At 46.1% G+C, this 22,572-nt stretch carries 16 protein-coding genes; 11 read left to right on the top strand and 5 right to left on the bottom strand.

What is annotated here, in order from left to right; translation table 11 throughout:
• Positions 1-31 precede the first annotated feature (31 nt).
• A complete protein-coding gene (gene fdhF, locus DBX26_RS23370) occupies positions 32-4,300 on the bottom strand; it encodes a formate dehydrogenase subunit alpha (RefSeq protein ID WP_118121058.1) in 4,269 nt (1,422 codons plus the stop codon).
• A 189-nt stretch (positions 4,301-4,489) separates the two neighbouring features.
• Here fdhF and DBX26_RS23365 point away from each other — a divergent pair, with 189 nt between their 5' ends.
• The 5 genes from DBX26_RS23365 to DBX26_RS23345 all read left to right on the top strand — a co-directional run bounded on the left by DBX26_RS23365 (position 4,490) and on the right by DBX26_RS23345 (position 11,991).
• Positions 4,490-4,885 carry a hypothetical protein gene (locus DBX26_RS23365; RefSeq protein ID WP_118121057.1) on the top strand — a complete coding sequence of 132 codons (396 nt, stop codon included), beginning with the start codon at positions 4,490-4,492 and terminating at the stop codon, positions 4,883-4,885.
• Positions 4,886-5,182: 297 nt separating this feature from the next.
• On the top strand, positions 5,183-6,499 hold the full coding sequence (locus DBX26_RS23360; protein ID WP_254063628.1) for a TolC family protein: 1,317 nt from the start codon (positions 5,183-5,185) through the stop codon (positions 6,497-6,499).
• Positions 6,500-6,501: 2 nt separating this feature from the next.
• On the top strand, positions 6,502-8,217 hold the full coding sequence (locus DBX26_RS23355) for an efflux RND transporter periplasmic adaptor subunit (RefSeq protein ID WP_118121055.1): 1,716 nt from the start codon (positions 6,502-6,504) through the stop codon (positions 8,215-8,217).
• Positions 8,218-8,219: 2 nt separating this feature from the next.
• Entirely contained in the window at positions 8,220-11,360 is a 3,141-nt protein-coding gene (locus DBX26_RS23350; protein ID WP_020335332.1) for an efflux RND transporter permease subunit, read from the top strand.
• Between the two features lie 64 nt (positions 11,361-11,424).
• The gene (locus tag DBX26_RS23345; RefSeq protein WP_118121054.1) at positions 11,425-11,991 is read left to right on the top strand and encodes a cupredoxin family protein; all 567 of its coding nucleotides are present in this window, start codon (positions 11,425-11,427) and stop codon (positions 11,989-11,991) included.
• 72 nt (positions 11,992-12,063) lie between these two features.
• Here the strand turns inward: DBX26_RS23345 and DBX26_RS23340 are convergent, their stop codons facing one another.
• The gene (locus tag DBX26_RS23340) at positions 12,064-13,398 is read right to left on the bottom strand and encodes a ferric reductase-like transmembrane domain-containing protein (RefSeq protein WP_162889763.1); all 1,335 of its coding nucleotides are present in this window, start codon (positions 13,396-13,398) and stop codon (positions 12,064-12,066) included.
• Positions 13,399-13,609: 211 nt separating this feature from the next.
• Between DBX26_RS23340 and blaCARB the strand changes: the two genes are divergently transcribed.
• Positions 13,610-14,461: a CARB/PSE/RTG family carbenicillin-hydrolyzing class A beta-lactamase gene (gene blaCARB, locus DBX26_RS23335; protein WP_118121052.1), complete on the top strand. Its 852-nt coding sequence runs from the start codon at positions 13,610-13,612 to the stop codon at positions 14,459-14,461.
• 300 nt (positions 14,462-14,761) lie between these two features.
• A complete protein-coding gene (locus DBX26_RS23330) occupies positions 14,762-15,820 on the top strand; it encodes a sensor domain-containing diguanylate cyclase (protein WP_024372867.1) in 1,059 nt (352 codons plus the stop codon).
• Positions 15,821-15,898: 78 nt separating this feature from the next.
• Here DBX26_RS23330 and DBX26_RS23325 read toward each other — a convergent pair whose 3' ends face one another.
• Positions 15,899-16,051, bottom strand: a complete 153-nt coding sequence (locus tag DBX26_RS23325) for a hypothetical protein (protein ID WP_014234686.1) — start codon at positions 16,049-16,051, stop codon at positions 15,899-15,901.
• Between the two features lie 255 nt (positions 16,052-16,306).
• Between DBX26_RS23325 and speG the strand changes: the two genes are divergently transcribed.
• Entirely contained in the window at positions 16,307-16,846 is a 540-nt protein-coding gene (gene speG / locus DBX26_RS23320) for a spermidine N1-acetyltransferase (RefSeq protein WP_118121051.1), read from the top strand.
• A gap of 100 nt (positions 16,847-16,946) precedes the next feature.
• Here the strand turns inward: speG and DBX26_RS23315 are convergent, their stop codons facing one another.
• Positions 16,947-18,071: an OmpP1/FadL family transporter gene (locus DBX26_RS23315; protein WP_065303874.1), complete on the bottom strand. Its 1,125-nt coding sequence runs from the start codon at positions 18,069-18,071 to the stop codon at positions 16,947-16,949.
• A 579-nt stretch (positions 18,072-18,650) separates the two neighbouring features.
• Here DBX26_RS23315 and DBX26_RS23310 point away from each other — a divergent pair.
• The 3 genes from DBX26_RS23310 (at position 18,651) to DBX26_RS23300 (ending at position 21,939) form a co-directional block, all read left to right on the top strand.
• Positions 18,651-19,076 (top strand): universal stress protein, encoded by a 426-nt coding sequence (locus DBX26_RS23310; RefSeq protein ID WP_014234689.1) that lies wholly within the window; start codon positions 18,651-18,653, stop codon positions 19,074-19,076.
• A 290-nt stretch (positions 19,077-19,366) separates the two neighbouring features.
• Entirely contained in the window at positions 19,367-19,984 is a 618-nt protein-coding gene (locus DBX26_RS23305; protein WP_162889762.1) for an NAD(P)H-dependent oxidoreductase, read from the top strand.
• The gene (locus DBX26_RS23300; RefSeq protein ID WP_118121049.1) at positions 19,981-21,939 is read left to right on the top strand and encodes a monovalent cation:proton antiporter-2 (CPA2) family protein; all 1,959 of its coding nucleotides are present in this window, start codon (positions 19,981-19,983) and stop codon (positions 21,937-21,939) included. The genes DBX26_RS23305 and DBX26_RS23300 overlap by 4 nt, the downstream gene beginning before the upstream one ends.
• 80 nt (positions 21,940-22,019) lie before the next feature.
• Here the strand turns inward: DBX26_RS23300 and DBX26_RS23295 are convergent, their stop codons facing one another.
• Positions 22,020-22,313, bottom strand: coding sequence for a hypothetical protein (locus DBX26_RS23295; protein WP_014234702.1), 294 nt, complete (start codon positions 22,311-22,313; stop codon positions 22,020-22,022).
• Positions 22,314-22,572: the final 259 nt, after the last annotated feature.

The following is a 22,572-nucleotide window of genomic DNA, read 5'->3' as shown; positions in this document are numbered from 1 at the left end:
CTCAATGCGAAGCCCGTTTTATCCTGTCTGCCTAATCCGTATGTACGTGTTCGGTAGCTAAGCTCTCAGATTTAACCGGCTCTACGATTTCAACTTTTACCGCCGCAACCTTAAATTCTGGTATTTTCGCATGCGGATCCGTTGCCGTAGTTGTTAAGCGGTTAACTGGTGATTCCACAAAGTGAAAAGGAATAAACACCACCCCTTTTTGCATTTTCTTGGTTACAAACGCATCAATTTCGATATGACCACGACGTGTCGATATTTTCAGGCGCTGACCATTGCTGATCCCCAAAGCTTCGGCATCTTCGACGCTGATCATGGCTCTCGGTCCCGCAAGATTATCCAATCCTTTCGTTTTTCTCGTCATGGTCCCGGTATGGAACTGCTCCAGCACTCGGCCAGTTGTCAGTACCAAAGGATACTCTTCATCTGGAAGTTCAGCAGCATAACGGAACGGAATGCCGACCATTTGCCCTTTACCACGAGTAAACTGGGTTTGGTGCATGATTCGCGTGCCGTTCGGGTTATTCTTGTTGCTCGGCCATTGCACACCATTTGGCGTGATAGCGTCCCAACGTAAACCCGCATACTGAGGCGTCACACGAGCAATCTCGCTGGTAATTTCAGACACGCAGTGATAATTCCAGTCACTACCCATCGCGTTAGCCAGCTCTTGAATGATCCACCAATCCTCTTTGGCCTCTCCCGGGGCGGAAACAACAGCATTCACACGCTGCACCCGACGCTCGGTGTTAGTGAAATGCCCTGATTTTTCAGCAAATGAGCAAGAAGGCAGAACCACATCGGCATACTGCGCCGTTTCAGTAAGGAAGATATCCTGTACAACCAAGAAATCCAGTGTCTCTAAGCCTTCAATGACATGCGCTTGGTTTGGATCACTTAATACAGGGTTTTCACCCATAATGTACATGCCACGAACTTCTCGTTTGCATGCGGCATCAATAATTTCAGTCAGAGTTAACCCTTGCTCTGCCGACAAATCGGGCGCATTCCATTCTATGGCAAACTTTTGTCGTACCATCGGGTTATACACTTTTTGATAGCCCGGATAACAGTTTGGCAATGCCCCCATGTCGCACGCCCCTTGCACGTTTGACTGACCGCGCAATGGGTTGATGCCTCCACCTTCGATACCAATGTTTCCACACAACAATTGCAGGTTAGCAATCGAACGAACGTTATCATGCCCGGTGGTATGCTGCGTAATCCCCATCGAATAATACACAGCCGTACGCTTGGCTGTCCCAATCATACGTGCCATGGCGAAAATATCGTCGGCTTTCACACCCGTGACCAGTTCTACTTTGTCCAGGTTGTAATCGGGTGACATCACTTCTTGCAGTAAGGTATCAAAGCCATCAACGCGCTCTTCGATGTACTCCTGATCAAACCAGCCATTCTTAATAATCAGCTGCATTACGCCATTTAGTAGCATGACATCCGTACCGGGACGATGTGCTAAATAAAGCTCTGCATGCTCAACAATATCGACACGTTTTGGATCTGCCACCACCAGACGTGCACCATGATGACGAATGGCTTGCTTGATATGAGATGCGATGATTGGATGGGCAGAAGTGGTGTCTGAACCGATAATAAAAATCACATCCGAGTGTTTGATACTCGGAATATCATTCGTCATTGCCCCACTGCCCAGTGAGGCTTCCAGCCCAGTGACGCTTGATGCATGACAAAGTCTCGCGCAATGGTCAACGTTATTGGTACCTAGTTCGCGGCGAATGAATTTCTGAAACGCGTAATTGTCTTCGTTGGTGGTTTTTGCTGAAGAGAAACCCGCCAGCGCATTGCTGCCAAAATCTTGTTTTATAGACGTAAACTTAGACGCGACTAATTGAATAGCTTCTTCCCAACTTGCAGGTTGCAGCCATCCATCTTTACGAATAAGCGGTGTAGTTAACCGCTCTTCGCTGCCAATGAAGTCAAAACCAAAGCGCCCTTTTACGCACAACATACCTTGGTTAACCGGTGAGTCAGCACCTTTGACATAGCGAATTTTATTCTCTGCCTCGTCAACAAACATGGTTAACTTACAGCCGACACCGCAGTAGGTACAGATAGTGTCAACGGCTTTCAAATCCTCAGTTCGGCCTTGTGATCGATCACGGCTGTCTACCATTGCACCCGTTGGGCACGCTTGTACACACGCACCACACTGCACGCACTTGGAATCGCCCATTAGCGTTAAACCACTAGGCTTATTCCCTTTTTGTTCTGAACGGAATCGAGGTCGATCATCCGGTCTCAGTGCCGGACGGCCATTAGCATCGCTCACAAAACTGAGCACGCCATGAACGGCTTGCTCCCGACATGCCTGAATACACTGACCACAACTGATACAGCGGTTGGCATCGAATTCAATAAACTCCGAACTGCGGTCGACTTCGTATTTATGGCGAAGATCTTTTGCTCGCAAATCAAGCCATCCTTGATGATCGACGACACTAGTGGCTTTAGCTTGTAACGAATCACCGAATTTCTGTTCAGCTTGATATTCCGTTGAATAATCTCGTAAAGCACAGTCTGTGTTCGCCTGACAGCCACATTCAAGACAACGTGCCGCTTCTTTCATAGCCTCTTCATTGTCAAATCCGAGTTCAACTTCGGCAAAGCTCTGCTCACGCTGTTCTGGGGTTAACTCCGGCATGATCGTACGAGCGACTTTTTGGATATTTTCAAAGTGAAGCGGATCAACTTGCGACAATTTTTGCTCTTTACGAGAGTTAAAAGCCGGTGTTGGCATATCTGCCATGTCGCCATTCAGGAACAGATCAATCGCTTTTGCGGCAACTCGCCCATCTCCAACCGCTTCTACCGCTGTCGCAGGCCCGCGGCGGAAATCGCCAATACTGAAAATATTGCCTGTACCGGTATGCATGGTTTGCGCGTCAGATTCCGAAGTGTTCCAACGAGTTACGGGAATCGACAACGCATCGTTGTCTAAAAAACTTAAATCTGGCTTTTGAGACACGGCAGCGATCACCGTATCAAACGCTTCGGTGAAGAACTCCCCTGTCGGTTTTGGGCTGCGACGACCTGATGAATCTGGTTGCCCCAGAGCCATTCGTTCTAAACGAACGGCATGAACGCGCCCGTTTTCATCCGGTAAATTTTCCGCAGGATTGGTCAGAAAGTGGAACTTCACGCCTTCGTGTTCAGCTTCAACAATTTCGTAGTCTTCCGCAGGCATTTCGTCTCGAGTTCGACGGTAAATCAGCGTTGTATCAGCCCCTGCTCGTCGCGCCGTTCGGGCACAATCGATCGCGGTGTTACCACCACCAATAACCGCCACTTTTTTACCAGTAACATAGCGTTGTTCGGTCACGTAGTCTTTGAGGTAATCGACACCCAAATAACATCCTTTTAAATCGCTACCCGGATAGTTCATCTCCACCGCTTGAGATGCGCCGACAGCCAAACACACTGCGTCATAATCTTCAGTTAATTGGGAGAGCGTAAAGTCAACGCCAAGCTTTTTATTGGTGTTGATCTGCATGCCATTGCGACACATCAGTTCGATTTCTTTATCCAGAATGTCCTTTGGAAGGCGATATTCCGGAATGCCATAGCGTAGCCACCCGCCCGCTTTCGGCATCGACTCAAAGACTGTAACGTCATAGCCTTCGTTAGAAAGATAATAGCCGGTGGTTAATCCCCCCGGGCCACTGCCTACCACCGCAATTCTAAGGTTCTTGGTCGGTTTTTTCTCCGGCACGTAAGCGTCATAAGAAGCCAAATCGGTGTCTGCCGCGTGACGCTTAAGTTGACGAATGGCAATAGGCTCATCGACTAAAGAACGGCGGCATTCGCTTTCACAAAAGGCAGGACAAACACGTCCGATTGATAGCGGCATTGGCAGCGTTTTTTTGATCACTTCAATCGCTTTTTGGTGATCATTCTGTGAGATATGGTAGAGGTAAGACTGAATATCAACACCAGCGGGACAAGCCGTTTTACACGGAGCTTCGCAGTCAGCGTAATGGTCCGTCATAATTCGGTTAAGGGCTTTTCTTCGGTGTTCACTGAGTTGCTCTGACTGGGTAACGGCGTTAAGTCCTCGATAGACTTCGAGCTCACACGCTCGTTTGGTACCACCACTTTCTATCTCAACGACACATAAGTCACATGGCACTTTCTCGTTACTTTTGTTCATGCCGCAAAGCGACGGGATTTCGACCCCACATACTTTTGCCGCTTCAAGAAGAGTTTGCCCTTCTTCTACAATTCGATACTTCCCGTCGATGATAATTTCGATCATACGCTACCCTGAGTTAGCCACTTAACCCTTACTTAATTTAAGGATAAATCCTACCGCGGTAAGTTCATGTGACAAAATGCTCACTAACTACATTTTTATTGTCAAATATTAACTATTGACTTTCCCCCTAGGGTAACCTTTACTATTCAAGGGTTATTAACGAGATACATTCATTTTACTGGAACGAGTATGCACCTTAAATCCTGGCATACAATTTGGTTGACTCTGCTGACAACGCTGATCCTTTTGGTATCGAGCGTGGTAAACAGTGCACCACTAATGAACCTAAAAATGATGTCAGATCAGACAATAACTCAGCAAGATGAGCACTGTGGGTCACACAGTATGGATATGAGTATGGCGACGTCTCATAGCTCAGCCCCTTCCGACTTACCAATGAGCTGTGCGGACAACTCGGGTACGGTTCATAACTGCTGCACAACGTCCTGTTCGTTTGTTTTTGTTTCACTACCCGTTCCCGAAAACCGACTTTCTCCGCTGGCACAAAGAACCTCCTTCAATATTGAGAGCCATGACCCTGTCGTACAAGTCAGTCACGATCTCTACCGACCTCCTATCATTTAATTCAATAAAAGCATTCGACCCTGCTTAACCTTGCAGGTTGTTTAATTGCGCCCGACGATTGGTCTATTTACTCAAATAACGCCTTACGATCTCAGATTATTTGTATCGTCAAAGAGCTGAAGTAATCACAACGTCCAAACGTCCGGCAATCACCAGCTTTCGCATCGATTCACACTATTTGTGCGTTTACGAGCAAGTCTGGTATTAATTTGGATGAAAACGATGGAATTCACCCCAAATCACTTAGTGACATCAATAGGCTCACTAGCCCTGATTGCTTTGCCTGCATTTAATGTGATGGCACAAACGCCATCACACGAAAAAGCAGTCAATGTATCTCAAGCACAATCGACCCAAGAACTGGCAAAGCTGATTAATATTGCGCTTGCAAACGATGGCAATCGCAAACAGTTCTTTGCTCAATCGGAAGCCATGCGTGAGACCGGCATTGCAAGCGCGACGCTAATGGATCCGAAACTAAAAGTGGGTGTTGGCGGACTACCTGTCGACAGTTTTAAGTTCGACGAAGACCCGATGACTAATATCTCAGTTGGTCTAATGCAGCAGTTTGAGCGCGGTTCTACCCTCGACCTTCAACAGAAGAAAGCTAACCAACAAGCGGATGGTTTATCTCTGCAAGTGCATGCAAGAGAACTGGATATAGCGAATAACATGACTCAACTCTGGCTTGAGCTTGGCTATCAACAACAAGCAGAACAGATCATGTTAGAAAACCGCCGCTTGATGAAGGAAATGGAGAACTTCATACAAACCAATTACTCAATTGGCAAAAGCGAAGCTCAGGACCTTCTTAACGCACAGCTGCAAGTAAGCAAGCTGGATGAAAAGTTACAGGCTAATGCTCAAATGCAGCGACGTTTGGTAGCCCAGCTTTCTGAATGGCTAGGCTCTGACTGGTTGATTAATCATTCTCAACAAGGTACTCCATCGCTACAAGCCAGCAACCAACTTAACTGGAATAATCTAAATCAGGCCCTCTCCTCTGGGGCTGATTCTACGCAGCACTATCAACTACTTAGCCAGCACCCAATGGTGAAAATGGCCGATGTCAGCATTTCAACTAATGAAACTCAGGTTGAAATTGCCGAGCAAGCTTATAGTCCGCAGTTTGGTGTCGAAGTTGCCTATGCCTATCGCCAGTCAAACAACATGAAAGGTGAGCCGGCTTCAGATTTAGTCAGTGCGTATTTAACGATGGATATTCCGCTATTCACTGGCAATCGCCAAGATAAAAACCTCGCAGCGGCGCAGTATCAGGTAGGAGCTGCACGCTCACAGAAAGACACATTACTGACGCAAATGAACGCCAAAGTGAACACGCTTTTGGTCGACCGCAGCAACTTAAGCCAACGCCTGGAGCGTTATCAAACCACTTTACTTCCTCAGGTCAAAGCTCGGATTCGGGCAGTAGAACGGGGATACCAAAATAACACCGCGCAATTCAACGATGTGATTTTGGCCAGTACCGATGAGCTTGCTTTGCAGCTCGAGCAACAACGTTTGATCACTGATTTAAATATCGTCAATAGCAACTTGGCAACGTTACTGGGTGGTTTTGAATATCAAGTATCAGCACCGGAATTAAGGAAGTAACAATGAGTTCGAATTCTATCAAAATCGCCACCATCGCTTTAATAGTAGGTGGAGCCTTAGGCTTTGGTATCAGCCATTTAAATCCGAGTGCCAATCATGAACTAATGGCAGCTGAGGATAGTGCGTCAAATAGCTCAAACGAGCCGCTCTACTGGGTCGCCCCGATGGATCCTAACTACAAACGAGATAAACCGGGCAAGTCACCAATGGGGATGGATTTGATTCCTGTTTATGATGAAGATCTCGCCGGAGCACAAGATAAGCCTGGCACGGTCACCATTGACCCTTCTGTCGAAAACAATCTTGGGGTTAAAACCGCTCAAGTTTCAGTAGAGAAGTTATCACCGCGTATTGAAACCGTTGGTTACATTGCCTTTGACGAGAGTAAGTTATGGCAAACTAACGTTCGTGTTGCTGGTTGGGTGGAGAAACTCCACATCAACGCCGTTGGCGAAAAAGTCCAAAAAGGCGATGTCCTATTTACACTCTACTCGCCTGAACTGGTTAAAGCGCAGGAAGAGCTGCTCAACGCGTACCGTACTGGCCGCAGTGGCTTAGTCAAAGGCGCGACTGAACGTTTGGTCACACTTGGTGTCGATCGCTCGCAAATCAAAGCCATAACTCAGCGCGGCAAAGCTTCCCAAACCATCGCAATTAAAGCGCCAGACGACGGTATTATCGCCAGCTTAAATGTGCGCGAAGGCGGTTACTTATCACCTGCTCAAGCCGTGATTAGCGCTGGTCCACTGGAGAATGTTTGGGTAGATGCAGAAGTGTTTGAGCGTCAGGCTCACTGGATGAAAGCCGGCAGCAATGCAACTATGACGTTAGACGCGATTCCGGGTAAAAACTGGCAAGGTACGGTTGATTACGTCTACCCCATTCTTGATCCAAAAACCCGAACCCTGCGCGTGCGCCTCAAGTTCCCGAACCCTAATGGTGAACTGAAGCCGAACATGTTTGCCAACATTGCGCTGCAGCCTGTCAGTGACGATGCCGTGCTGACTATTCCTAAGTCTTCCGTTATTCGCTCTGGCGGTATGACCCGAGTTGTCCTTGCTGAAGGCAACGGAAAGTACCGTTCTACCCGAATCAAAGTCGGTCGCGAAGCCGATGACAGAGCCGAGGTATTAGAAGGCCTAAGCCAAGAAGATCGTATTGTTACCTCCGCACACTTTATGCTGGACTCAGAATCAAGCCAAACGGCCGATCTTTCTCGTATTTCAGCTCCGCAAGAGTCGGCTGCGGAAACGGCTTGGGCGAAAGGAGAAATTACCGATGTAATGAAAGACCATCGCATGCTCACCATCAATCACCAACCAGTACCGGAATGGGATTGGCCAGGCATGGTGATGAACTTTACCTTTGCCGACAACGTGGAAATGGGTGATCTGCAAAAAGGTCAAAACATTGAATTTGAAATGCAGAAAACCGATTCAGGCCAGTACGAAATTATTGATTACAAAGCAGATGGCAGTGTCGTTGCTACCGATGTATGGCTTACGGGTGACATCAGCATGCTCATGGCTGACTTTGGCATGATCACGCTAAATCACATGCCTGTTGCAGAATGGAACTGGGACGCTGGTGAAATGAACTTCACAGTAGGTGACGAAGTCAGCTTATCTGGTTTCAAGGAAGGCCAAAAAGTTCGGTTTCTAATCGAGAAGCAAGGCACTGACTACGTATTAAAACAACTCGAAGCGATTGAGGGCTAACTATGATTGGAGCAATAATCCGTTGGTCTATCAACAATCGCTTTATGGTGTTAATCGCCACCTTAGTGGTTGTGCTATCAGGGCTTTACAGCGTAAAGAATACACCTGTTGATGCTATTCCCGATCTTTCTGATGTTCAGGTGATCATAAAAACCAGCTACCCAGGCCAAGCACCGCAAGTCGTTGAAGATCAGGTCACTTACCCGCTTACCACAGCGATGTTGGCCGTTCCGGGCGCAGAAACAGTGCGCGGCTATTCTTTCTTCGGGGATTCGTATGTTTACATCATTTTCAATGATGATACCGACATGTACTGGGCGAGATCCCGTGTTTTAGAATACCTAAGCCAGGTAGCACCGAAATTGCCGCCAAGTGCAAAACCGACGCTAGGTCCGGACGCGACAGGTGTGGGCTGGGTTTACAGCTATGTACTGCAAGACAAAACAGGGCAACACGACCTTGCTGAGCTTCGTAGTTTTCAGGACTGGTTCTTAAAATACGAACTTCAAACGGTTGATGGGGTTTCTGAGGTCGCCACTGTTGGCGGGATGGTCAAACAATACCAAGTCCAGATCGACCCGGCCAAACTGCGCGCCTACAACCTCACTCTGCAGCAAGTCAACATGGCTATCCAGAACGGCAACCAAGAAACGGGGGCGTCCGTTGTGGAAGTGGCAGAAGCGGAACACATGGTTCGCACAACTGGCTACTTAACCAGCATCGAAGATATTGAATCTCTGCCAATCAAAGTGACCGACAAAGGTACGCCGCTCCTACTTGGAGACATCGCAGACATCAATCTCGGCCCGCAAATGCGTCGCGGTATCTCTGAGCTAAATGGTGAAGGGGAAGCCGTCGGCGGCGTGATTGTGATGCGCTACGGTGAAAATGCCAGCGAAGTCATCAGTAAGGTCAAAGAGAAGCTGGATGATTTGCAGCGAAGCCTGCCTGATGGCGTAGAAATCGTATCAACTTACGATCGCTCAACGTTGATCAACGCAGCAGTAGACAACCTATGGAAAAAACTCGCCGAAGAGTTCATCGTGGTAGCGATCGTTTGTGCCTTGTTCTTGTTCCATATCCGCTCTTCTTTAGTCATTGCACTTAGCTTGCCAGTGGGTATTTTGGCTGCCTTTATTGTGATGCACTATCAAGGCATTAATGCCAATATCATGTCACTCGGTGGGATAGCTATTGCTATCGGGGCGATGGTGGACGGTGCGATTGTGATGATAGAAAACGTACATAAACACATCGAACGGACGCCACTTACAGACAAAAACCGTTGGCAGGTAATTGGCAAAGCAGCCGAAGAAGTGGGTGCTCCCCTATTCTTCTCGCTCCTCATCATTACATTGAGCTTTGTGCCGGTGTTCGCGCTGGAAGGGCAAGAAGGCAAAATGTTCTCGCCTCTCGCCTTTACTAAAACGTACGCGATGGCCTCGGCGGCGGCTTTGGCTATCACGCTAGTGCCAGTATTAATGGGTTACTTTATTCGCGGTAAGGTACTTCCTGAACACAAAAACCCGGTTAACCGCAGCTTGGTGGCACTTTACCGTCCACTGCTGAACCTGAGTTTGAAGTATCCAAAAGCGATGATCGTGCTGGCTCTTGGGCTAATGGCATCGGCTTATTACCCGACCAGTAAACTGGGCAGTGAATTCATTCCGCCTCTGGATGAAGGCGATTTGATGTACATGCCGACCACCTATCCGGGTATATCTATCGGTAAAGCACGTGAACTGCTCCAACAAACCAATAAGTTGATCAAGACCGTACCGGAAGTGAAAACGGTTTGGGGGAAAATTGGTCGTGCGGATACGGCAACCGACCCTGCCCCGCTGACGATGATCGAAACGGTTATTCAATTTAAACCACGTGAAGAATGGCGTGAAGGCGTGACAACAGAGTCTTTGCGTAAAGAGTTTGACCAGCTGGTGCAATTCCCTGGATTAACCAACGCCTGGGTTATGCCGATTAAGACTCGTATCGACATGCTCGCAACTGGTATCAAAACCCCTATCGGGATAAAAATCGCCGGCCCTGACCTGAAAGAGATCGAGAAAATTGGTGCGCAAATAGAGCCAATTCTTAATAACGTTTCTGGCACCTCATCGGTTTACGCTGAGCGTGTTGCTGGCGGTCGCTACGTCACTATCGATATCAAACGCCGTGTCGCCGCGCGTTACGGTCTGAATATCAAAGATGTTCAACAGGTGATTTCCACTGCGGTGGGAGGCATGAATGTCGGTGAAACTATCGAAGGTCTGGAACGCTACCCGATCAACGTTCGTTACCCGCAAGACTACCGTGATTCGGTGGTGAAACTGCAAAACCTACCGCTGGTAACACCAAACGGTGCACGTATCGCGCTCGCTGATGTGGCCGATATCCGCTACGAAGATGGTCCACCGATGATAAAAACAGAAAACGCGCGTCCAAATGGCTGGGTGTTTGTTGATATCGACGGACGAGATCTTGGTTCGTACGTGATTGAAGCACAGCAAGCCGTCGCGGATCAGCTGGTTTTACCTACAGGCTATTCTATTGCTTGGTCGGGTCAGTATGAGTACATGGAACGCGCGAAAGACCGACTCAGTGTGGTCGTGCCGATCACTTTGGTGATCATCATGATGTTGCTTTACTTCAGTTTCCGTCGCATCGGAGAAGTCTTGATCATCATGGCGACGCTGCCATTGGCGATGGTGGGAGGCTTGTGGTTAATGTACAGCCTCAGTTACAACTTCTCGATTGCGGTCGGGGTTGGCTTTATTGCCCTCGCAGGTGTCGCTGTTGAGATTGGGGTCATTATGCTGGTTTACCTTAACCAAGCATGGCACCACAAAAAACTGGATGCAGAAGAAAAACGCCAGCCACTGCGCTTAGATGATCTGACTAATGCGATACGCGAAGGAGCAGGTCTACGTGTGCGTCCAGTGATGATGACCGTACTCACCGTCATTATTGGTCTGATTCCAATCATGTATGGCGACGGGACAGGCTCTCAGGTAATGCAACGTATCGCTGCCCCGATGATCGGTGGTATGGCCTCTGCCTTACTGCTAACTCTACTGGTACTGCCAGCGATTTTTATGCTCTGGAAACAGCGCGAAGTAAAACCTAACAAAAACACAGAGAAATAAACATAAAACGCTATGGTCCCAGTGACCATAGCGCACTACCTCATTGACGATAAAGGAAACCGATATGAAAAAGACACTGATCACTCTTGCTCTGACCTTAGCCTCTGGCAGTGTATTTGCTCAGATGGATAATTCAACCATGAACCATGACAACATGGATCACGGCTCTATGCCTATGGAACATGCGCAGAACGACAGCATGCCTATGGACCATTCCAACATGGATCATTCTAGTATGGGAGGCATGGTAGCAACGTCTGCCGTCGGCATGCCTGCAAATGGAGCGAAACCGGATAAAGTCGTGCACGTTCTTTTAAGTGATGACATGAAAATCACCTTTAAAAAAGAAGTGAAGATCGAACCCAATGACGTTGTCCAATTTGTCGTAATGAACACGGGTAAAATAAATCATGAGTTCACAATTGGCTCAGCCGAAGAGCAGCTAGAGCACCGTGAAATGATGAAAAACATGTCTGGCAATCATATGCATGATTCAGATAATGCCGTAACGGTTGAACCGGGCAAAGCTAAGCAACTCTTGTGGCACTTCCACGGCGACAACAATGTCGAGTTTGCGTGTAACATCCCGGGCCACGCAGAAGCCGGCATGGTGAAAAAACTGAAGTTATAACCTTCAGTGACGTGACAGTCCATAAAACAAAAGGAGCGGATTACCGCTCCTTTTATTCTTTCAAACGGATTCTTACCTCATCACAAATAGCTCTTCATGATAGTGATGCTCGGTGTCGAATCGATACTCCATCAACTGTTGCTTCAATGCTGACGAAAATGCTTCAGGCCCGCAGAAATAAAGCTCATAGTCTGCCAAATTACCACACTGCTTAACGATGTGTTGTGCGTTAAGTCTTGGCGAAACCTGAGTATCAATAACACTCATTTCAACATCCGCGTGATGAGCACAACGCCATAACTCATCCACTAGTTGACTATCCAATCCGCGTGCACAATAGAATAGATGCACTGGCTGATGCGATTTACGCTCTTTTAATGAAGCAAGTATCGCAAAGAAAACCGCAATACCAACACCACCCGCTATCCAGATCTGAGGTTTGGATACATCAAACTCTAATCGACCATAAGGCCCTTCCAGAGTGACTTCATCGCCTGCTTTTACCCTTTCACATAAACCTGTCGTAAAGTCACCTAACTCTTTGATCAAGAAACGTAACTCTGGTTCACCATTAGCGGAGGCGATGGTAAACGGATGCGGGTCTTCATCGCCAAATCGTATATAGGTGAATTGTCCTGCTTTATGCCCCTGCCAAGAATCTGTTGGGGTGAGTACTAATTCCATGACTCGAGCCTGTGGGAAAAAGCGCGTCGACTTCACTTTCATATTGTGACGGTTAACTCGGCCAACAAAACCCGACAAGCTATAGATAGCCGCAGCGCTGCCAATTAAGGCGAATGCGATAGAAATATAGTAAATCGGCTCCCCCCAATAGGCTCGCTTGATCAACAACACAGAGTGAACCGCAATCATCAAATAGACCGCCGCCATCATGCGATGCGAGACTTTAAAGGGCTTGTACTTCACGACAGTCCAGAGCGAAATAACAAACAGCACAACTAATAAATAGAAGCCCCATTCGCCAAGACTAAGGCCAACATCACGCAAGTCAACAATCCAGGATTCCAACGCGGTTAAGTTATTCCCACTAGGCCCTTCCCCGGTATGTTTAAGCGGTTTTTCCAGCATTCCAGACTGGACTAACCATTTGGGCACTTGATAAAGCAGCCAATGCACAATACCTAAACTCACCCCCGAAATACCCAACCACTTATGAACCCGGTAGGCTTTATCCATACCATTCACCCATTGTTCTACAACAGGTAAGCGCAGTGCTAGCACCATAGCAATAGACATTAAGGCGAGTGATAGAACACCAGAATACTGAATCAGCGCTGAGCGCCAATAGAAAAACTGCGTCGATGAAAGCAGCTGTGGTTCACTCAAACACCATATGACCGAAACGACTGCAATCACAAGACATATAGAATTCCGTACTGTTTTCATGTTCACTACTCCACCACTGACGACAATTCTAGTTTAGTGCACCATACGTAAAGCAACGTAAACCAAGGTAAAGCAGAGAAAAACGCATCACTTGAGAGGAATTCTACAAAAAATCTACAGGGATTTAACAGTCGTTAGCGCACTCCATCGCTATAGTCACGGTTGATTTCGCATCAATGCGAACCAGAAAAATTAATAAAGATAATCACTCATGAAAAAGTTACTTTTTTTGCTTGCGCTGATGGTCGCCTCACCTTTAAGTCACGCATCGAAACTACATGAAGACGTTTCTCTTCTTGAGCAACAGATTTCCGGACGTATTGGGATCGCCGTCTGGGATACTCAGACCGATAAACACTGGGCTTATCGTGGTGACGAACGATTTCCTTTAGTCGGAACCTTTAAGACGTTAGCTTGCGCAACCATGCTGAGTGAGATGGATACCGGTATCCTCAAAAAAAATGCCACCGCGACTGTAGAAAAACGAGATATGGTGATGTGGTCTCCCATCATGGATAAACTGGCTGGGCAGAATGTCCGTATCGAGCATGCCTGCGAAGCCGCGATGTTGATGAACGATAACACGGCGACGAATCTCGTACTGAGTGAAATCGGCGGGCCTAAGTCGGTCATGCTTTTCCTGCGTACCATCGGAGACAAAGCCACCAGGCTCGACAGCGCTGAACCGAGCGTCAACGAAGCTATGCCGGGCGATAAGCATGACACGACAACACCTAACGCCATGGTAAACACACTTGAAACACTGATCGATGGTGATGCGCTCTCTTATGAATCTCGAATTCAATTAAAGATATGGATGCAAGACAGTAAAGTGTCTGATCCACTCATGCGTTCCGTTTTACCGTCGGGTTGGTCTATTGCCGATCGCTCAGGAGCAGGTGGCAACGGTTCACTTGGCTTTAACGCCATCATCTGGAAAGAAAACCATAAACCGGTATACATCAGTATCTATCTGGCAGAAACCGAGCTGTCGCTTCAGGCAAGAGAGCAACTCATCGCCCAAATTAGCCAACTTATTTTGTATAAGTACCGAAACATCTAGCAACTAAAATGCAGTGCCCTTCCCTCCCTTAACAAGGGCACTTTTTACGCTAAGCTATCCAAGATTTCTCCTACGTCTACCTTCTTAGTAGTATTTACAGTCACTCTACTCCTACTGTATACATCTTTCGGGTTATTAATTCCTATCACCAGATAAAGTGATTTAGTTCTCACTTTGCGTTAACACTAGGGTGAAATAGGCGACAAATTAATCGCATGTTATTCAGCGTTAATATTTTTCTTGAAAATATCTAAGCGTTACTTATTGTTTATATTAAGGGAATGCCCGAGGAGATGGCTATTGAGACTTGAAAGAACATTTGCCCCCACTGACCTATCGACGCAAAACATGGAAAGTCCGATATGTTTGCCGATCGGCTTTGTTCACTTTTTGGCTCAGTCACAAACCTTACAGCAGGTACTTGATACCGTCGCAGAGTGGATTCACCGAATCTTTGAATCTGATCGTGCAAGTATTACTTTGTATGAAAATAGTGACTTCTTGAAGGTCTACTCTTTTTCTGGAAACAAAGCGATCCCGACAGATTTTCTCGTGCCAATTGCTCAGTCTTTCGTTGGCCGAGCTTTTGATACTCAGCAATTGATCATTTGTGACGACTTAAGCCAATCCGATGAAATCGATTGTGTCATGCTGTCTTCAAGCGGAATGGGGACGTGTATGGATGCGCCCTTGATGCACGGCAAGGCTTGTTTGGGTACGCTGAATGTCGCCCACAATCAAACCCACTTTTACACTAAAGAACAAGCCTCGCAGCTGCAATGTATCGCGAACTGGATTGCATTGAATATCGCTTTACATATTCAGGTCATGAAAATGGAGCATCTTGCGAAAACGGATGATCTTACGGGAATACCAAACCGCAGAGAGTTCATGCGTGAGATTGAAAACCGCCTTTCAGACTACCGTACTCAGGGAATCAAGTTCCACGTAGCTATTCTGGATTTAGATCACTTCAAGAAGTTAAATGACAAGTATGGGCACGATGCTGGCGATAAATCGCTGATTCACGTAGTTAATACCATAAAGGGTCATTTGCGTGACTACGATTTACTTGCGCGAGTTGGAGGCGAAGAATTTGCGATTGTCCTTCGACGACGATCATCTCAGGAAGCACTTGATACATTAGAGACCATCCGCAACGCACTAGAAAGCACCGTCATGAAACACTCTGGCCTTGAAATGCCGATAACTGCCAGTATTGGGGTTACTCAAGTGTGCAGTGTTGATAATTCGTTTGAGCCACTGATTAAAAGAGCTGACTTAGCGTTATATAAAGCGAAAGAAACGGGTAGAAACCGCGTTGAAATAAACCATGAAGCCCAAAATAAAAAAAGGTAGCGACCTAAAACGCTACCTTTATCCCTACTCGCGCTGACTCCAGACTTACTCAGGCACCAGCGAGATGAGCAGATTCAATTATGCTTTCTTAAGGTCTTTAGTTGGGTATGTTAACGTCGCTTCGCCCGCTTTTACGTGTGTGTAATAACCGCCGCTGCTCACACCTCTAACTACCATTTTACCTAGGTCAACACCCTTAGTTGCAACTACTTCTTCGCCGATTGAAAACATATAAAATACCTTTTATTCAGATTTAGACAATGAGTCAATGCGAGGTATTTAATATGAAATAGCATCGTTTACCTAATCAGCTTTTTTGTCGTTAGGATTAAGTTTTTTACTATTTCCACCCCCTCACCTTGCTATTTTTCAACACGGATAAACTTCACTAAATCATAAAAAAACAAGTAATAAAATTCCGTATAGTAAGTTAATATTTTCACACATAAGAATAGGAGCAACACCTGCTCCCATTGGAGAAGTATCATGACGAAAGGGCTTAAAATGCGTGCGTTAGAACGATCGGACCTTCGTTTTATCCACGAGCTAAATAACAACCGAAATATTATGGCTTACTGGTTTGAAGAACCTTACGAATCTTACGATGAGCTAGAGGAACTGTACCGGAAGCACATTCATGACGATGCAGAAAGGCGCTTCGTTGTAGAGGATATTGACGGTATTGTTATCGGCTTAGTTGAGCTTATCGAGATAAACTACATCCACCGAAGCGCAGAGTTTCAGATCATCATTGCGCCGGAGCACCAGGGCCGTGGCTACGCCATGGATATGATACACAGAGCGTTAGATTATTCATTTTCTATCCTCAATCTGCGTAAAATTTATCTGTTGGTCGCAGTAGAAAATGAAATTGCAATCCACTTATATAAAAAGTGTGGGTTTATAGAAGAAGGCCACTTAATTGAAGAGTATTTCATTAATGGTGGTTATCGAGACGTTAAGCGTATGTATATTCTGAAGCATCAATATCAAAAGTCGATGGAAGAGAAGAAAGAAAGCAATTAATTCGTCGCAGCTTCAGCCTACCCAATCAGCTATAAATAAAAACGCAGCTCAATCGCTGCGTTTTTATTTAATCTAAACTCGGGGTACCGATTAATTCTTATTATTGATTTTTCCAGTTATAGCCAAAGCTTAGGAAGTACAACGTAGGGTCTTTGTATCCGGCTAGCTTCGTACCATTCGCCAACGTCGATTCCGACGAGTCAATGATGACAGCTTCAAATGCGACGCTTACCGTATTTTTCTCGTCCCACTTGTAATCAACGCCTGTGCCTAGTCGGTATGCATCACCAGTAGGAACAGTAATGTCCCCCTTCGATTGATCCTCATACATGCTGCTATCAAACGCCACACCAGCATTCCACATCACTTTGCTATTCAGCTTATACTGAGTACCAAAAGCGACCTGATAAGTATCCTGAGTATCGACATTCAACGTGGTTTGGTACTCACTCCAGTCTTGCCAGTTCACGTTACCCATCCACGCAAACTTATCATTTATCTGCTGATAAATACTGAAGATCACTTGTTGAGGTGCAACAGATTCTGAGTTTTCAAACTCAAACTTAGTCTCGCTCGAGTAAGATAGGCCGAAACGCGTCCCTGGAACCAACTCGTACAGAACCCCAAAGCGACCATTGACCTGAACATCGGTATCATCATCTTCAAATGAGAAATTATTATTTGCCGAGCTGGCGTTTGCTTCCACTTGATATTTACCATACTGAACACCGAGCGCAGCCCCCACCGACCACTGGTCATTAATCCGATAAGCAGCACTCGGCTGGACAGTTACCGCTTGCGTAATCGCGGTAGGAATATCTAGTTTAGCAACGGTTCTGTCCACCAACCCTTCGTAACCCAGTCCAAGACCATAGTTTCCATATAGACCAATACCCAACGTCCATTTTTCGTTCACTTTCTGACTATAAAATGCAGAGCCCATAGGAACAAAACCAATTACGTTACCCGCATCTCCCGCTAATGTATCCAGCTGTGCATCGCCATAAAGACTGATTAAGTGACCAGAGAAAGATTGACCTGAAACATTTGCCAAACCAGCAGGGTTTGCTGCCATAACTGACGCATCCTGTGCTCTTGCAGCCATCCCTGCAGATGCGAGACCGATGTCCGTTGTATTCGTTTCGTATAAGTACAAACCAGCTGCTTGAACCGTCGCGCAGCTTAATAGCGAGCCTGCAACGATGATTTTTGATAGATTTTTCATAACAAAGCCTATTATTTTTAGATAGAACCTATGCCACAGTGAACCGATGTAGGTTATTGAAAAACACTGCCGTTGTTACAAAGCATAGGTCTCAATGAAGTAGAGCGCGAAGAAAGTATTGAATCGATAGTCCAGATTTACTTTTGCTCTCCCAAACCTTACTCATATTGGTATAAGGACACGCGATGAAACTGCATGCCCTATGAGATTGTCAGTGTAAAAAACGGTCCTACTCTGGCCGTTTAAAGCCAGTCTATTTTCATTTGCTATTTACTAGTGAAGAGTAAACACAGCGACAAAAATCAATTTCTGTCTCAATATTTATACACATGAAAGCACTCTGTGCCTCCGCCTCACGCTCTTTCCGACTAAACAGTGAATAAGCAGCTATCATGAGGCTCAGTGCATCGTCGAAAGCAAAATTAGTGAGCGAACAGTCAATACTAACAAATCACTCCAACTCATTACTTTTATTGATCTTTATTTACACATTTAACTGGTTTCGCGATCTTGTCGACACAATTTTTTGTCAAGCCATACTATGCTTAGGGTGAATATAATCCACTTAAGGGCGTGGTTATGAAATACAAACATATTCTTGTCGCACTAGAACTTGCTGATGAAAGCACAGTGCTGATTGATAGAGCAGTAGAAATGGCAAACTACCTCGACTCCGACATTTCATTCATCCATGTGGATGGTACTCATGGTGAAATTTATCGCGAGCTCGTGGATATCAAAGCAAATCCAGATCATGTACCGCTAAATGAGCATTCGATGGAGTGTCTAAAAACGTTCAGCGATTATATGGACTACCCACTAAAACACTTCTTTGTGGGTACTGGCGATTTAGCTGACAAACTAGAAACAACCATAAAAGAGCAAGAAGTCGACTTACTGATCTGTGGTCACCATCAGGATTTGTGGAGCAAACTTATCTCCTACTCTCGTCATCTAATAAATAAGTCACCAGTCGATATTCTGGTTGTGCCTATTCACGACTAGGGTTCTGTCAATCAGATTCGATATCCAATATAAAGCAAAAGCCGATAGTGCATCACTATCGGCTTTTTTGTATCGACGTTAATTAAAATTAAGACTCAGCCCACTCGTTCACTAATTCCTATTAGAGTAGGTACCATCCTGATAGGCCAATGCGATTAAGTAGTACCAACGTAGAAACTAGCTAGGCTAAAGTTTATGAGTTAGATTTGGTAACTATACGCAGCGTACCTGTTCCCAATATAAAACAGGTTGTTACTCCTCAAATGGTTAAGCAGCTGGCAAGGATCCCCATGACCAATAAAAAAGTATTAATTCTCTTTGCTCACCCTTCTCAACATCGTTCAGAAGTGAATATAAAGCTATTTAAAGAAGCTCAGAAAATACATGGCGTAACATGTGTTGATCTTTATGGTGAATATCCGCGATTTAATATCAATATCGATCGTGAACAACAGCGCTTGCGCGACCATGACGTAGTGATTTTTCAGTTTCCTCTATATTGGTACTCTACCCCATCGATTCTAAAAGAGTGGCAAGATCTGGTTTTAGAATATGGGTTTGCTTACGGCACCGATGGTACTGAGTTGCAAGGCAAAACCATGCTTTGTGTGCTTTCTGCTGGCGGCAAAGAAGAAGCCTACAAAGCGGAAGGCTATAACCATTTCACGATTCGTGAGCTGCTGGCTCCTATTGAACAAATGTCCGCTCTGACGGGCATGAACTACGTCGCCCCTCTGGCGATGTTTGGATCTCGCACCGCAGCAGAAGAAGGCCGGATACCTCGGCATGTGGAACGCTACAGAAAGCTATTAACCGCATTGGTTGAAGACAGGCTTGATATTGATGCAGCTGCTTCACTGATTAAACTCAACAGTGCTCTGCCTGAACTGATTAAGGAAGCCTCATGACAGGAATATTTTTACAGGCTTTTGTCTACCTTTTTGCCGCAGTCATCGCTGTACCGCTCGCTAAGCGGTTTGGTCTTGGTTCCGTCTTAGGCTATTTAATCGCGGGCGTTGTCATCGGCCCAATTATTGGTTTAGTTGGAGAAGAAACAACGACCATACAGCACTTCGCTGAATTTGGCGTCGTGATGATGTTGTTCTTAGTCGGCCTGGAACTCGAACCTAAAATGCTTTGGGCAATGCGTAATCGCTTAATGGGTTTAGGTGGTCTTCAGGTTGTAGGAACCACTGGCGTTATCATGGCGATTGCCTTGTACTTTGAACAACCATGGACCATTTCGCTGGCGATAGGTTTGATTTTTGCCCTTTCTTCCACGGCGATCGTACTGCAAACTTTCAGCGAAAAAGGTTTAACGAAAAGTGATGGCGGGAAAAACGCATTTTCCGTGCTTCTTTTTCAAGATATTGCCGTTATCCCAATGCTGGCTTTCATTCCACTTCTCGCATTACCTGAACTCGTGGAGCTCGCTCAACAAACTGCTCAAACTGCAGCGCAGCATCACGACGATTTAAATCTCGTCGCCGATTTACCAGGCTGGGCGTACGGGCTGGTGATAACCGCTTCGATTGCTATCGTCGTTGTTGGCGGACACTATTTGAGCCGTCCTCTACTCAGTTACGTTGCCAGTTCAGGACTGCGTGAGATCTTTACCGCCACCGCCCTGATGTTAGTGATCGGTATCGCTGCACTGATGAGCCTGGTTGGCCTATCGCCTGCGCTGGGAACCTTCTTGGCCGGAGTAGTGTTAGCCAACAGCGAGTTCCGCCATGAGCTTGAATCCAACATCGAGCCATTTAAAGGACTACTACTGGGCTTGTTTTTTATCACCGTTGGCGCGGGGATTAACTTTTCCGTTTTGTTTGGTGAGTTCTGGTTAATCTTGGCGCTGACACTTAGCGTCATGGTGTTAAAAGCCTTAGTGCTCTTTAGCCTTGGGATCATCTTCCGAGTTAAAGGCAGTAACCGCTGGTTGTTCACGCTGAGCTTGGCTCAAGCTGGTGAGTTCGGTTTTGTACTACTCAGCTTCTCAGTACAAAACCACGTGATCCCTTATGAGTTATCACAAACCCTGTCTCTTGTTGTCGCGATATCCATGTTCCTGACGCCAGGACTGTTTATTTTGTTTGATAAGGTCATTCTGCCTCGATTCGAAAGTCAGTCTAATCAACGAGAAAGTGACACGATTGAAGAAAAAGGAACGGTAATCATTGCGGGAATCGGGCGCTTCGGGCAAATAGTGAATCGCTTATTGGTGTCCAATGGGGTCAATACCGTGGTGCTGGACCACCAAGCCGATCAAGTTGATAACTTACGCCAAATCGGTACTCGTGCCTATTTTGGTGATGCAACTCGTCCAGACATGCTTCATACCGCTGGCATCGAAGAAGCAGCAGCATTTGTCGTCGCTATCGACAACCGAGAAGCCAGTGTTGAGTTAGTCAAATACGTAAAACACACCTACCCCAAGGTGAAAATTCTCGCGCGCGCTTTCGACCGAGGCCATGGCTACCTTTTGAGACAGGCAGGAGCAGATATCATTGAGTCAGAAACTTATCACTCAGCGTTAGAATTGGGAGGGCAAACAATGAATGTTCTTGGCATTCACCCTTTCTATGTCGAACAGCAAAAAGCGACCTACAAACGCGTCGAGGAGCGTAAATCAGAAATGCTGTACAAAGCGTGGGAGGACGACTCGGAAGGCAAACGCTTTGATAACAACTATCGCCTTCTATTTATTCAGTTAGAGGAAAAGATGGCAGAGGAAATGGGCAAAGACCGCCACGACAATCTTTCTCGTTCTGAGCGTGGTTGGACTCCGCCACCTAAAGAGTATGCAGATACTTTTGAAGGTGAAAACGTTCACGAACTGCACCTTCCCAAGGAAGAAACCCAGTAGTTTGTTAAACAAAAAAACCTCCCTGATTTAGGGAGGTTTTTAATATTTAGAACACCACTACACGCCACTAGAAGTCGAAATCACATAAGATCATTCATTAAAATCTCATATTCTTCACTCGCTTCCTCGACTAAATGAGAAAGCTCTCTAGCGTCAGAAACCGCAAGCTTGAATTGCCAAGGAGTCGCGTTGTCTTTACCGCAAATTCGCGTCTCGTTGCCGCGGCTTTCAAAAGACAAATCGTCAAACGCGGTCGAGTGACACTCTTGAAGTTCGACGATTTCGACTTTTAATTTACCGACTGGGTTTACTTCTATATGCGCGTGTAAATCCGGGCGTCTGGATAAACAATAGTCTCGATGAACTGCAATCATAGCCGTCTCCTTGTGCCTGCCGATTCAACAATAAGTGTAGATGAACTAATGTGACCGACAGGTGAAAAAATGGTTAAGATTGATCTGTCTCATCAGATCAAACAAGTTTTCTCCCAAACCAAAATATCGGCATGAAACTCTCCGAATGCACGGGCGATGAAAGCGAAATTCTGGCTGCGCTTGTGATTAAACCGATAAGGGTGAAAACGCTACTCGCTGAACTGGTATAAATATCACATTTCTCAATGCTTCCCCAAAA

This window comes from Vibrio sp. dhg (assembly GCF_003443775.1).
Taxonomy (GTDB): domain Bacteria; phylum Pseudomonadota; class Gammaproteobacteria; order Enterobacterales; family Vibrionaceae; genus Vibrio; species Vibrio natriegens.
Note: the sequence above shows the minus strand (reverse complement) of the source record. Positions and strands in the feature narration are given on the sequence as shown.